The organism is Lacinutrix neustonica (genome assembly GCF_026625145.1).
GTDB lineage: Bacteria > Bacteroidota > Bacteroidia > Flavobacteriales > Flavobacteriaceae > Lacinutrix > Lacinutrix neustonica.
Genome location: NZ_CP113088.1, coordinates 2,126,650 through 2,140,646, shown reverse-complemented (window position 1 = coordinate 2,140,646; position 13,997 = coordinate 2,126,650). Strand labels below are relative to the sequence as shown.

Annotated in this window: 14 protein-coding genes and 3 pseudogenes; 16 read left to right on the top strand and 1 reads right to left on the bottom strand. The window is 35.0% G+C overall.

What is annotated here, in order from left to right:
- Positions 1-8 precede the first annotated feature (8 nt).
- From N7U66_RS11670 to N7U66_RS11600, 15 genes and pseudogenes are all read left to right on the top strand, one after another.
- Positions 9-428, top strand: coding sequence for a hypothetical protein (locus tag N7U66_RS11670; protein ID WP_267675443.1), 420 nt, complete (start codon positions 9-11; stop codon positions 426-428).
- Entirely contained in the window at positions 428-1,432 is a 1,005-nt protein-coding gene (locus tag N7U66_RS11665; protein ID WP_267675442.1) for a vWA domain-containing protein, read from the top strand. The genes N7U66_RS11670 and N7U66_RS11665 overlap by 1 nt, the downstream gene beginning before the upstream one ends.
- 20 nt (positions 1,433-1,452) lie before the next feature.
- On the top strand, positions 1,453-2,493 hold the full coding sequence (locus N7U66_RS11660; protein WP_267675441.1) for a vWA domain-containing protein: 1,041 nt from the start codon (positions 1,453-1,455) through the stop codon (positions 2,491-2,493).
- A gap of 135 nt (positions 2,494-2,628) precedes the next feature.
- The gene (locus N7U66_RS11655; protein ID WP_267675440.1) at positions 2,629-3,471 is read left to right on the top strand and encodes a tetratricopeptide repeat protein; all 843 of its coding nucleotides are present in this window, start codon (positions 2,629-2,631) and stop codon (positions 3,469-3,471) included.
- Positions 3,472-3,526: 55 nt separating this feature from the next.
- Positions 3,527-5,300, top strand: a pseudogene (locus N7U66_RS11650) (BatD family protein).
- Between the two features lie 69 nt (positions 5,301-5,369).
- Entirely contained in the window at positions 5,370-5,711 is a 342-nt protein-coding gene (locus N7U66_RS11645) for a tetratricopeptide repeat protein (protein WP_267675439.1), read from the top strand.
- Positions 5,712-5,778: 67 nt separating this feature from the next.
- Positions 5,779-6,126, top strand: coding sequence for an SH3 domain-containing protein (locus tag N7U66_RS11640; RefSeq protein ID WP_267675438.1), 348 nt, complete (start codon positions 5,779-5,781; stop codon positions 6,124-6,126).
- A 60-nt stretch (positions 6,127-6,186) separates the two neighbouring features.
- On the top strand, positions 6,187-6,489 hold the full coding sequence (locus N7U66_RS11635) for a hypothetical protein (RefSeq protein ID WP_267675437.1): 303 nt from the start codon (positions 6,187-6,189) through the stop codon (positions 6,487-6,489).
- 81 nt (positions 6,490-6,570) lie between these two features.
- On the top strand, positions 6,571-8,151 hold the full coding sequence (locus tag N7U66_RS11630) for a SulP family inorganic anion transporter (protein ID WP_267675436.1): 1,581 nt from the start codon (positions 6,571-6,573) through the stop codon (positions 8,149-8,151).
- A gap of 11 nt (positions 8,152-8,162) precedes the next feature.
- Positions 8,163-8,519, top strand: coding sequence for an adenine nucleotide alpha hydrolase family protein (locus tag N7U66_RS11625; protein ID WP_267675435.1), 357 nt, complete (start codon positions 8,163-8,165; stop codon positions 8,517-8,519).
- Between the two features lie 64 nt (positions 8,520-8,583).
- Positions 8,584-8,988 (top strand): hypothetical protein, encoded by a 405-nt coding sequence (locus tag N7U66_RS11620; RefSeq protein WP_267675434.1) that lies wholly within the window; start codon positions 8,584-8,586, stop codon positions 8,986-8,988.
- A 21-nt stretch (positions 8,989-9,009) separates the two neighbouring features.
- Positions 9,010-9,639, top strand: a complete 630-nt coding sequence (locus N7U66_RS11615) for a carbonic anhydrase family protein (RefSeq protein WP_267675433.1) — start codon at positions 9,010-9,012, stop codon at positions 9,637-9,639.
- Between the two features lie 13 nt (positions 9,640-9,652).
- A pseudogene (locus N7U66_RS11610) lies at positions 9,653-10,337 on the top strand (DUF2490 domain-containing protein).
- A gap of 100 nt (positions 10,338-10,437) precedes the next feature.
- Positions 10,438-12,298, top strand: a pseudogene (locus N7U66_RS11605) (SulP family inorganic anion transporter).
- A gap of 7 nt (positions 12,299-12,305) precedes the next feature.
- Entirely contained in the window at positions 12,306-12,932 is a 627-nt protein-coding gene (locus N7U66_RS11600; RefSeq protein ID WP_267675432.1) for a carbonic anhydrase, read from the top strand.
- Between the two features lie 40 nt (positions 12,933-12,972).
- Here the strand turns inward: N7U66_RS11600 and N7U66_RS11595 are convergent, their stop codons facing one another.
- Positions 12,973-13,485: a CvpA family protein gene (locus N7U66_RS11595; RefSeq protein ID WP_267675431.1), complete on the bottom strand. Its 513-nt coding sequence runs from the start codon at positions 13,483-13,485 to the stop codon at positions 12,973-12,975.
- Positions 13,486-13,600: 115 nt separating this feature from the next.
- Here N7U66_RS11595 and N7U66_RS11590 point away from each other — a divergent pair, with 115 nt between their 5' ends.
- Entirely contained in the window at positions 13,601-13,957 is a 357-nt protein-coding gene (locus N7U66_RS11590) for a hypothetical protein (RefSeq protein WP_267675430.1), read from the top strand.
- Positions 13,958-13,997 lie beyond the last annotated feature (40 nt).

Here is a 13,997-nt window from a genome sequence, read left to right as displayed (position 1 = left end):
AAATAAACATGTTTTCTTATGGAACCGTTTTAGATTTATTTAGTGTCACAGTTAGCACTCAGGTGTTGCTGCAACAACAAGCTCAAGGCGAAAGCCAAGACCAGGGAAAGACTTCAGAAATTGACTTGAATGAAGTATCAGAAGTGGTTATCAAAGGTTTAGAGTCTAAAGGCGTAAAAGACATCGTGCTGTTACGTGATGCCTTTGAAACCCCCAATGGGGCTAAAGGGTTAAAAACACATGGAACTTTGAGTATTCCGAGCCAAACGAGCGATAAATTAAGAGCTGCTCAATTCATTTTACTACAATTTACCGCTCAAAATATTTTACAACAAGTTATTATTACCGCCCCAAATAATGACGATTATGCAGATCAAATGATTGAGCGTATTTTAAATTCAGTTGAAGTAAAACCAAAAGAAAACTAATGTTAGAAGGCATAGAATTTTTAAATAAGGAATTTTTCACGCTATTGCTATTACTTCCCCTAGCTGTACTTTGGTATATTTTTAGGTACAAACAGCAAACGGCAGAATTAAAAATATCGACTCTAAAAGGGTTTAAACTCACGAACTCTTTGTTACCAAAATTTAAGCATGTTTTGTTTATTTTGAGGTTGATTGCCTTAACTTTTTTAATCACTGCATTAGCTAGACCAAGAACCGTTGATATTTCTTCAAAAACAAAAACAACCCGTGGTATCGATATTGTTATGGCAATCGATGTCTCTGCGAGTATGCTCGCAAAAGATTTAAAGCCAAACCGACTGGAGGCCTTAAAAAAGGTCGCTTCAGAATTTATTAAAGGCAGACCTAACGATCGTATTGGCCTGGTGGAATATGCGGGAGAAAGCTATACTAAAACACCAATAACGAGTGATAAAAGCATTGTTTTGCGGTCACTTGCAGAAATAAGATATAATACGATTATTGAAGGAGGAACAGCCATAGGGATGGGTTTGGCAACGGCGGTGAATCGCCTAAAAGATAGTAAAGCGAAAAGTAAAGTTATTATTTTGTTAACCGATGGGGTCAACAATTCAGGGGCTATAAATCCAAAAATTGCGAGTGAATTAGCCGTAGAGTTTGGTATTAAAACATATACCATTGGTTTAGGAACAAACGGGATGGCGTTATCCCCTATTAGGATTAAACCAAACGGCGACTTTCACTATGGAAGAGTCCAAGTAGAAATTGATGAAGCCCTATTAAAGGAAATAGCGCAGGTCACTGGAGGAAAATATTTTAGAGCAACAAATAATAAGAAATTGGTTGAAATTTACGACGCGATTAATAAACTTGAAAAAACCGAAGTTGAAGAGTTTAAATTCTATAACTATGAAGAAAAATATCGCTGGTTTGTTTGGGTCGCGGGTCTATTATTACTCACCGAACTATTGTTGCGGATTACTATTTTTAGAAGTTTTGTTTAATAAAATAAGAAACAGGACATATGTTTGATTTATTAGAAGAAAAAATATGGTTTTGGGGGTTGCTGGTCATTCCATTAATAATTGTTTTGTTTTTAGCACAACAAGTATGGAGGCGCAGTGCGCAAAGAAATTTTGCAAATAAGAAGTTGTTAAAGCGCCTAAGCCCTAACAAATCTGTATTCAAGCCAATATTAAAAATCGTGATTTTATGTTTGGCTTTTACCTGTTTAGTTATTGCTTTAGTGAACCCTAAAAACGGTTCTAAATTAGAAACAGTTAAGCGCGAAGGCGTCGATATTGTCTTCGCGGTAGACGTATCTAAAAGTATGTTAGCCGAAGATATTGCACCAAACAGATTAGAAAAATCAAAGCAGTTAGTCACACAAATCATTAATAATTTAGCCAGTGACCGTATAGGTATTATTGCCTATGCAGGTAAAGCTTTTCCGCAGCTACCAATCACTACTGATTATGCTGCAGCAAAAATGTTTTTGTCTAATATGAACACAGACATGTTATCTTCTCAAGGGACAGCAATTAATGAGGCCATTGAGTTGGCTAAAACATACTATGATGACGATCAACAAACCAATCGTGTACTCATTATTATATCAGATGGAGAGGATCACAGTGACGTGTCTGAGCGTATTGCAGAAGAAGCGAGTGAAGAAGGAATTAGGATATTCACCATTGGTGTTGGCGATTTAAAAGGCGGACCAATACCTATTAAACGAAACGGTGTTATTATTAATTATAAGAAAAACAACGAAGGAGAAACAGTCATCACACGACTAGACGAAGGCACCTTAAGAGGGATAGCAGAGGAAGCCAACGGGGCTTACATAAACGGGAATAATACAGAGGCAGTGGTCGAAGAAATAAGAGATATTCTTAATAAAATGGATAAAACGGAGTTTGAAGCTAAGCAATTTACTGATTTTGAAGATCAATTTCAGTGGTTCTTAGGCTTCGCAATTCTATTTTTATTCATAGATATATTCTTATTAGAGCGTAAAACAGCATGGTTAAAGAAACTTAATTTGTTTAATGAGAATTTATAATTTGTTTACACAAGGTTTCTTGAAAGAGGTAAGGCTCTAAATTTTATAAAATCCTTAACACGTTTGAATCCAGGGCTTTCATATATTTAGAAGTTGAAAAAGCAGTAATAACACCCACATTTACATAAAGTAAATATGAAACAAATAATAACCTACATATTCATTTTAATAGCAGGACTTTCGTTTGCTCAAGAAGCAGCTCTTGAAAAGCAGCAATCCAAGATTACAAAAAGAGCTAATGATTTAATTCATGAAGCTAATGATTTGGCAAGTAATGATGATTTCGTGTTAGCCGAAATGGAATATAGAAAAGCGATTTCTACTCAACCCACTAGCGTTGCAGGTACCTATAACTTAGGGCACTCTTATTATAAGAAAGGGAATTATGATGAGGCGCTTTACCGCAATCAACAAGCGGCCAAAAACGCCACTAATAAGGAAGAAAAACATAGGGCTTTTCATAATATTGGAAACATTTTAATGCAAAATAAAAAATGTAAACAGGCGGTAGAAGCTTTTAAAAATGCGTTGAGAAATGACCCCACAGATGATGAAACACGATACAATCTAGCCTTAGCAAAGGACTGTGCAAAGGACGAAAAAGAACCACCTCAGGAAAAAGATAATAAAGACGATAATAAAGACAACCAAGAAGACGACAATAAAGAGAACGAAGACAAGAAAGATAAAGAACAAGAAGACCAGAAGGATAAGGGTGGTGAGGGTGAAAATGAGGATAAAAAAGAAGGTGAGGATAAAGAAGATGAAGGGAAGCCTGATGATAAAAAAGAAAAAGATGGTGAAGGTGGTGATAACAAAAAAGAACAACCAAAACCACAGCAACAGCCAGGTCAATTATCTGCACAGCAAATTAAAAATTTGCTAGAAGCAATGAATAATCAAGAACAAAAAGTACAGGAAAAAATGAATGCCGAAAAAGTAAAAGGTGTCAAGGTACAAACAGATAAAGATTGGTAAATAACGTCTTTGTCATTTCCGGTTAAACGGAAGTCTCATAACAGTTACATAGATAATGAAACTACTAAAAAACATATCGATTCTACTACTGATACTTTCAACAAGTATCGCTACTGCACAAGTTGATTTTCAAGCCAAAGTGAGCAAGAAAACATTAGGGGTTAATGAGCGTTTACGGGTGGATTTCTCAATGAATCAAGACGGGGACAATTTTAATCCGCCAAATTTTGAAGGTTTTACTATTATTGGCGGACCAAACCAATCGGTTAGTAATTCATGGATTAATGGAAAACGCTCCTTTGAAAAAACGTATAGTTACTTTTTAGCCCCGAGACCGTGAAGGGGATTTCATGATTAAACAAGCGACTATTGAGATTCAAGGGGAAACCTATAATACTACCCCCATTGTCATTAAAGTGACAAAAGCGATAGACAAACCCAAAGACCCTAATGACCCGAATGTGATTATTGCAGACAACATTCATTTGGTTGCTGAGGTTTCTAAAAACAATCCCTACTTAAATGAGGCCATCACTGTGGTGTACAAATTATATGTATCACCAAATACGGGTGTTAGTAACTGGCGGGAAATTGAAGACCCTAAGTTTGATGATTTCCGGAGTCAAAATATAAATGACAAAAATTTAAAAGTCCAAAACGGAAAATACCAAGGAGAAGACTATAGATACGTGGTATTGCGTAAAACAGTATTATATCCTCAAAAAACTGGTAAATTAGAAATAGAGCCTTTAAAATTAGATATAACGGTAGATGTTCCTACAGCTCGGCGTGATATATTTGGCGGTCGACTGATGTCTCAAGTGCATAAAACGGTTTCTGCCAACGTTCGTGTTATTGACGTAAAACCACTGCCGGAAGACGGAAAACCTTTAGATTTTACGGGAGCTGTGGGTCGCTTTGATTTTAAATTGATCACTTCAAAAACCGAATTAAACGCCAATGAATCCCTACAAGCCAAAGTAGAAGTTTCAGGCGAAGGCAATTTAAAGTTATTTCAATTACCCAAACTTAACGTGCCAAGTTCATTAGAAGTTTATGAACCGGAGCATGATGAAAACATACGAACGACATTTAATGGAATGCAAGGAAAAATTTCCGATAATTATACGCTTATCCCACAGTACAAAGGGAAATATCCCATTCCAGCGATTTCGTTTTCATATTTCGATTTAGAGACCAAAAGTTACAAGCGACTCTCCTCTGAGGAGCGTACTATTAATGTGTTGGAAGGTCCCGTATATGGAGCTTCAGACAATAATTTGACATCGCAAGGCGCAAATAAACAGCGTGTGATTCTTAACAATGACCAATTTGCTTTTATTAAAACCCATGCGAATTTAGAACCAAAGAAAAAAGCTTACTTTTTTAATTCTACCACTTTTTGGGTAAGCTTATTAACGCCATTATTAGCCATTCCATTAGCTATTGTTTTCCGAAGAAAAAGAGAAGAACGTGCGGGGGATATTACGGGGAATCGCTTGAGAAAAGCAGATAGGTTAGCCAAAAAATATTTAGGAGAGGCTAAGAAAGCTTTGGGGCATAAAGAAGCGTTTTACGTGGCTTTAGAAAAGGCATTGCATAATTATTTGAAAGCAAAATTGAATATTGAAACCAGTGATTTAAGCAAGGATAAAATAAAAATGCTGTTGTCTAAAAAACAAGTGGAACACAAGGTGATTTCCGATTTTGAAAGCATTCTTAAAAACTGTGAATTGGCGCGATATACCCCAATAACTACAGTAACGATGAAACTGGATTATGAAAAGGCGGCGAATACGATTAACTTAATTGATAAGCAAATTAGCTAAATTTTCACCTTTAATTTAATATGAATGCCGAGAATCTTATTTTAATTTTTTTTGGTGAAATAAAATACAATGAAAAAAGTAATTTACATATTTCTGTTCTTTTGCGGACTACTTTCTGCGCAAAACGAGGTGCTATTCGATCAAGCCAACACCCTGTATAATGAAGGTAAGTTTGTGGAGGCACTAGATAAATACGAAACCATTTTAAAAGGTGATAACCACTCTGCTGCCTTGTATTTTAATATGGCCAACACGCATTACAAGCTCAACCATATTGCTCCAAGTATTTATTATTACGAAAAGGCTGCTGCTATGGCTCCAAATGACCAAGAGATAAGTAATAACATGGCATTTGCAAATAACATGACCATAGATGCCATAGATACCATACCGAGAAACAAGCATATCTAAAACGGTTAATGGAATTACCAATGTTTTCTCTTTCGATGGTTGGGCAAAACTCACCGTGCTTTTTGTAATGGGCTTCATTTTATTTTATTTAGGTTATTATTTTGCTTTTGAAACTAAAAAAAAGCGGTTGCTTTTTACGGGAAGTATATTGTTTATATTTTTAGCTTTTTCAGCATTAGCCATTGCTTTTCACACGCACGATGTGGCAAAAAGAAGTAATCCAGCCATTGTTTTTGCTCAAGAATCTCAAGTTAAAAGTGAACCAAACATAAGAAGTAACGAAGCTTTTATACTTCATGAAGGCACAAAAGTTCAGGTTTTAGACACCGTTAGTCATTGGAAAAAAATCAAACTTTCAGATGGAAAGACGGGCTGGATCCCGGAAAATGATATTAAATTGTTGAATATTTTTTAAACATTCCTTAACACTATACTGGTGTTATAGTTTTATATTTGCTAACCTTAATAAAAAACAATGTTTAAGAAGACAATATCTATTTTCTTTGTGTTATTATTTTTGGCCACAATTACAGCGCCATCTATAATTATAGCCATGGACAATTCTGTAGATATTTCTGTTTTTTATAGTCTTTCAGAAGAAGAGGAAGAAAAGACCAAAGAAAAGGATAAAGTTGAAACCTATTTATCAGAAAAAATTTCAACTTCAGATTCATTTATTGAGCTGTTAGAAAGAAAAGATATTAGATATTACTTTAAAAAATATCAAAAACCGCATTTAAATTTAATTTCTCCGCCACCAGAAAACCACATATTATAATTTCGATTTTTAGGCTTAAAAGCCATCTATTCATTAAAAAAAGCTATTGATTTTCTGTCAATAGCATAAAATCATTATAATATGTTTAAAACATTAAAAAATGACATACCAGCGAGTATCGTCGTATTTTTTGTTGCATTACCATTATGTTTAGGTATTGCATTGGCGAGTGGAGCGCCTTTATTCTCCGGATTAATTGCAGGAATTGTAGGAGGTGTTATTGTTGGAGCTTTAAGCGGCTCGAAAATAGGAGTTAGTGGCCCTGCTGCTGGTTTAGCAGCAATTGTTTTAACCGCAATCATCAGTTTAGGGAGCTATCAGAATTTCTTAGTTGCTGTTGTTTTAGGTGGGGCAATTCAAATTGTTTTTGGTTTATTAAGACTTGGAATTATTGGATATTACTTTCCTTCTTCAGTAATAAAAGGCATGCTTACAGGTATTGGTATTATTATTATATTAAAGCAGATACCTCATTTTTTTGGTTATGATGTTGATCCAGAGGGCGATTTTGCTTTTTTTCAAGTGGACGGTGAGAATACATTTTCAGAAATTATAAACAGTGTTAATCACATTCAGCCAGGTTCGGCATTAATTGGTATCATTGGTTTAGCGATCTTACTGGTTTGGGATAAAGTACTATCTAAAAAAGGTAAGATTTTTCAAATTATACAAGGTCCTTTGGTTGCCGTAGTTGTTGGTATTGTCTTTTTTGTTGTAACACAAGGAGATTCTGCTTTGGCCATAGAAAGTTCTCATTTGGTAAGCGTTCCTGTACCTGATAGTGCCGAATCTTTTTTGGGACAGTTTAGTTTTCCTAATTTTTCAGCCATTACAAATGGAGAGGTGTGGATCGTAGCTTTTACTATAGCGTTAGTGGCTAGTTTGGAAACGTTATTATGCGTTGAAGCAACAGATAAGCTAGACCCTGATAAAAACGTTACACCGACTAATAGAGAGTTATTTGCACAAGGTACTGGAAATATTATTTACGGTATGATTGGAGGTTTACCTATTACTCAAGTTATTGTACGTAGTTCTGCAAATATACAATCTGGTGGAAAAAGTAAAGTGTCTGCTATTGTCCATGGCTTCTTACTGTTGATTTCTGTAATAATTATTCCTAGGTTATTGAACATGATACCATTATCTGTTTTAGCAGCAGTACTTTTAATTGTGGGCTATAAGTTGGCGAAACCAGCACTATTTATAAAAATGTATAATTTGGGTTGGAAACAATCTATTCCATTTACAGTCACTGTTTTAGGTATTGTGTTTATAGACCTGCTTTGGGGAATTGGATTAGGATTAGCAGTAGGAATTGTTGTTATTTTAATAAAAAGCTTTCAAAATTCTCACTTTTTACATATTGAAGATAAAAGTAACGGGAAGCACAAAATAAAGATGACATTAGCAGAAGAAGTGACCTTTTTTAATAAAGGGGCCATATTAAAAGAATTAGATAGTCTACCAAGAGATACTTACTTAGAATTAGATGTTAGAAAAACCAGATATTTGGATAATGATATTATAGAGATTTTGGATGATTTTGCTTTAAAAGCGAAAGAAAGAAACATCGATATTGAGTTAATTTCAGAAAGGGGCAGTGTAGAAAACCCTACAAGTTTTATTGAGTTTTTTAAATTACGACCAAAAACAGCTTAAATAATAAGAGTATGACACATAACAAATATAAAATACTCGTGCTTTCAGATTTAAAGAAATCTGCAGAGTTGGAATTAAAAAGCACAGTAGGATTGGCAAAAATGATTGATAGTGAAATAACACTTCTCCATGTTCAAAAGCCTACAGAGATCGTGGAAAGGGAAAGCCAGTTATCTGCTATGCGAGCGATTAACGAGGAACATATCATGACTAATAAAAGGATTTTAAATTTAATTCAGCCCATTAGTGAAGCTTTTCAGGTGAGGATACATCATGAATTGGCAATTGGTAATATAAAAAATGAAATAGAAGCTTTTATTATTAAGTACAAACCGAGACATTGTAGTTTTAGGAAAAAGAAAATATAATGCACTTAGTTTTATAGGTGATAATATTGTTGATTTTGTTTTAAACATTCATAAGGGAAGTATTATGATAGCTGCAGAAGAGCATGCATTACAACCCGATACAGATGGAATATTTGGGGTTTTAAATACAACTGGAAACACTTCACGCACCGACTTTTTTGATAGTTTAGTAAAAAAAACGAAGCATCCTCTAAAGTCTTTTAAAATCAATAAAGGAGTTTCCAGCCTCCCTAAAACGGAAGACACCCTAGATAGTAGAACTGTGGAATATGTTTTCGAAGCGGGCGTTAGTGCACTTGATAATATTTCAAAATATGCATCTAAAAGCAGAATAAATCTAATGTGCTTTAATGATAAAGGGCATGATAAAACAAATAAAAACATTAAAAACGTTATCAATAAACTTAACGTTTCATTATTATTAAGAGGTATACATAAAAATGATGCTACAGAGGTGGCATTTAAATAATAAATTAAATCAATAAAAACGATGAAAGCACATACAAGAGAAACCCAGGCGACAATGACACCAGCAAAGTCATTACAATATTTAAAAGATGGCAACCAAAGATTTCAAAATAATTTAAAAACAAATCGTAACTTATTAGAACAAGTAAATGACACTAGTGATGGTCAATTTCCTTTTGCGACAATATTGAGTTGTATCGATTCTCGAGTGTCTGCCGAGCTGGTTTTTGACCAAGGGCTGGGGGATATTTTTAGTGTACGTATTGCAGGGAATTTTGTAAATGAAGACATCTTGGGAAGCATGGAATTTGCCTGTAAATTAGCAGGCACTAAGCTTATTGTAGTATTAGGTCATACAAGCTGTGGTGCTGTAAAAGGGGCTTGTGATCATGCTGAAATGGGTAATTTAACAAAATTAATAGAAAAAATTACACCTGCTGTAAACGCTGTAAAAGAGCCTCAAGACGAAAGCTTAAGGAGCTCTAAGAATTTAGATTTTGTTGATGAAGTATCTAAAGTAAACGTAAAATTAACGATAGAAAGAATTCATGCCGAAAGTCCAATTTTAGCCGAAATGGAGAAAAATGGAGAAATTAAAATCGTTGGAGCTATGTATGATATTAACACAGGAGAAGTCGATTTTTATGAATAGAAAAGCAATGCCGATGAGAGAATTAAAATTGAAAAAGAAAAATATAATTGCAACACTAACTTTATCGTTAGTGTTGCCTTTTTTATGCTGTAAGTCAAGATAGTAATATAGGAAACTGGTTAATATACATTGGAAGTAAACAATTAAATAATGGGTGGAATATACATAACGAAGTCCAATACAGAAATTATGATGCCATTGGTGATTTAGAGCAATTGTTGTTAAGAACTGGAGTAGGCTATAATTTAACCGAAAACAATAACAACCTATTATTAGGCTATGGTTATATTCTGTCTGAAAACTATAGTGGAGAAACTGAGCAAAAATTAACCGTAAACGAACACCGAATTTTTCAACAATTTATTACAAAGCAGCAGGTTGGTCAAGTGGGGTTTAGTCATCGTTACCGCTTCGAGCAACGCTTTGTAGAGACCGATTTTAAAATGCGCTTTCGGTATTTTTTAAGTGTAAAAATACCTTTGCAATATCATGAAGAAGGTAAAAATCCATTGTATCTTTCCGCATACAACGAGATTTTTTTAAATACAGAATCATCCATCTTTGATAGAAATAGGTTGTATGGTGGTTTAGGCTATCAGTTTTCCAAAGTATTAAGATTAGAAGTGGGCTATATGAATCAGTTTTTTGAAAGCTCAAGTAGAGATCAAATAAATATCATTGCTTTTGTTAATTTTTAAGGTATGGATTACGTATCATTAGCTAGCAATAAAAGAGGAGTATCAGCTATTTAAGTTGAGAATTAATACTAAATTAGTATAACACCAAAACCACAGATTAATGAAGACATTTTTTACCCATTTAAAAGGAGACGCATTTGGAGGGATCACTGCAGGAATTGTAGCATTACCCCTGGCATTAGCTTTTGGTGTTTCCTCCGGCCTGGGGCCTCAAGCAGGACTTTATGGAGCCATATTTATTAGTTTCTTTGCAGCACTCTTTGGGGGAACAAATACTCAAATTTCGGGCCCTACAGCGCCAATGACGGCGGTAAGTATGATTGTTATTGCAACAATTATTGCAGCTAATGATGGTAGTGTAGAGAAAGCCTTGCCAGCTATTTTGACTGTATTTTTATTAGCTGGTCTGTTCCAAATAGGACTGGGCGTTACGGGTTTTGGTAAATACATAAAATACATCCCGTATCCTGTGGTCTCCGGATTTATGACTGCCATTGGTGTAATTATTTTGGTGACCCAAATTTTACCATCTATTGGTTATTATCCTAAAGAAGACATCGATTTAGTAAGCCAATTTAAACCCCAAGCAGAAGAACTCATTTTAGAAAACATTTTAAAAGAAGAGGCAGGAGAAGGTATTTTGGTTTTAGAAAATTTTGAAGAAACTATTATACGTGCTAATGCGTTAACAGAGGAAGACATTGCAAAAGAATCACAAACTTTAGCTAAATCTGCGACCTCCGGCGTTATGGGAACCATTAAAACATTGCCCGAGCTATAAAAAACATTAATTGGCTCGAACTGGTCTTGGCCTTATCCACCATCTTCATTGTTTATGGGTTTAAAAGGATAACCACTAAAATCCCAAGTGCTTTAGTCGCGTTGATTGTCGTTTCGGGATCGCTTATGGTTTCGGGTTAAATTATAGGCCAATAGAAGAAATTCCATCAGGCTTACCCATTCCTAATCTCGAAATTTTTACTGGATTTAAATTATCTTCCGTAACACCCTACATATTTACAGCGATTACTTTAGCGCTTTTAGGTGCTATTGATTCCCTGTTAACAAGCGTTGTGGCAGACAATATGACCAAGACCAAACACCAACCTAATAAAGAACTGGTAGGTCAAGGTATAGGTAATAGTATAGCTGCTGTCTTTGGAGGTATTCCTGGCGCTGGAGCAACGATAAGAACCGTTGTTAATATTAATTCAGGAGGTAAAACTAAGCTGTCAGGAATGATTGCGGGTATAATGCTCCTTATCATTTTACTTGCATTGGGTCCAGTAGCTTCAAAAATCCCAGCAGCCGTTTTGGCTGGAATTTTAATAACCGTTGGTATTGGGGTCATGGATTACAAAGGACTTAAAGCCATTCCTTATTTACCAAAAGATATGAAAATTGGTCCGGTAAAGGTAAGTTCAGAAGTTTTAATAATGATAGTGGTTTTAGTCCTTTCAACTTTTTGGAATTTAGTTTATGCTGTTGGCATAGGGTTAGTCATCGCATCTCTGTTGTTTATGAAAAAAATAGGGGATCTTACCGCTAGAAGAAGTGATGTGAAATCATTAAGGGAAGAAGCGTGGTCAGACGAAATTAATTTTCCTGACAATCTAAAAGAAGAAGTTTTTATAAAGCACATTAAAGGCCCTTTATTTTTTGGCTCAACTTCAGATTTTCAAGCGCTATCAAAACAAATTCCGGCGACTGCAAAAACGGTTATTATTAGATTAGGGCGTATGCAGTATATGGATCAGTCCGGGTTATATGCCATGGAAGATGTTTTAGTCGATCTTAGAAAACAAAACATTAATGTCTTATTTGTGAACTTGCTTCAGCAACCAAGATACATGATGGAACGAATAGATATTATTCCGGATTTAATACCTAAAGAATATATTTTTAAAGATTTTAATTCCTGTCTTCAATGGGTTAAAAATAATGTAGAGGATAAATTTTAAAAGCACTATGGATTTAAAACACGTGTTTGATAATAATGAACAGTTTATTAAAAACAAACTGGCCTCCAACAAAAATTACTTTGAGGATTTAGGGAAAGGTCAAAATCCGGAGTTGCTTTATATTGGATGTAGTGACAGTCGTGTTACTGCTGAGGATTTAATGGGCTTAGGACCGGGAGAAGTGTTTGTGCATAGAAACATTGCTAATATGGTCTCCGGAATAGATTTGAGTGCCATGTCTGTCGTGGAATATGCTGTTGTACACTTAAAAGTTAACCACGTGGTGGTTTGTGGCCATTATGCTTGTGGTGGTGTAAAAGCGGCCATGCAATCTGCTGATCTAGGCATTTTAAACTCCTGGTTGCGTAATATTCGTGATGTGTATCGCATTCACAAAGAGGAGCTTAATGACATTAAAGATGAAGAAAAAAAGTATGATCGTTTAGTAGAGCTCAATGTAAAAGAGCAGTGTGTTAATCTTATAAAAACAGCAGCAGTTCAAAAAGCGTATCGAGATAGAGGCTTAAAAGTTCATGGCTGGGTTTTTGATGTACATACCGGAAAGTTGATAGATTTAAAAATAGATTTTGAACATTATTTAAAAGATATTATGGAAATCTATCATCTAGATTAAAAAAAAGCTGCTGTAACTGGCAGCTTTTTTATACTCCTTTTCACGGAATAAGTTCCTCGTCTTCCGCGCTTTCTGTTTTAATAATATTAGGAAAAATCAAAGGTGCAATGGATTTTACTGGTTGGTATAAAAGAGAATTCTCGATGTGTTCTTCGTCGACAAAAGTTATCGTGCTATTCAGGGTATTAAACACAATTAATAAAACACTCAAAATTAAGCCTACCTTTAAAAGGCCAAAGACGCCACCAAGCAATTTATTTAAGATGCCTAGAGCTGCAAAATCGGCCAGTTTTGTTAATGCTTTTCCTGCGAGAGCAATAGCTACGATTATAATAACAAAAGTAATAGCGAAGGCCACGATATTAATGGTTTTCTCTTCCCATTCGGTTTTATCCTGAAGAAATTCGGCAGCAAAATAACTAAAGTGGATGGCGCCATAAACCCCGGCAACCAAAGCAACAAGTGATGCCACTTCAACAAATAAGCCTTTCGTAAACCCGCGAACGAGCCCGAATAGCAATAACGCACCTAAAACAATATCAATAACCACCATAACATGAGATTTATCACAAACCTACACAATTTTTTACATTTTAATAAATAACGTCTATAGAGAACAGTTTAGTTTGCTAACTTTGAACTTTTAAACGTTATGTTGAATAAATAAGATGGCAAGAGACGAAGCATTAAAAGAACGCTGGGAGTTGGTGGTGACTAAGTTATCCAATCAATTTGCAGATGGAGATAGATTAGATTTAGATGCCATAATATACCTTATAGGGGTACAAGAATTGGGGCAGCTGGATAGATCCTTTAAAAAAGACCATAAATTAGACCTTATGCATATAGCAATCTGCAAGCTATTATTGCCCTATGGCTATTATGAATTAGATTTTGTTGATGATGAAGGTTGGCCGCACTACACGATTAAAGAAGAATTGCCGCACTTAAAAGCTGGAGAACAAAGTGTTTTAATGAAAGAGGCTATCGTTAATTATTTTATCGAGACCGCGTATATAGAGTAATGTGTTTTTGATGGAAAAATATTGATCTAATGTGTTTTAT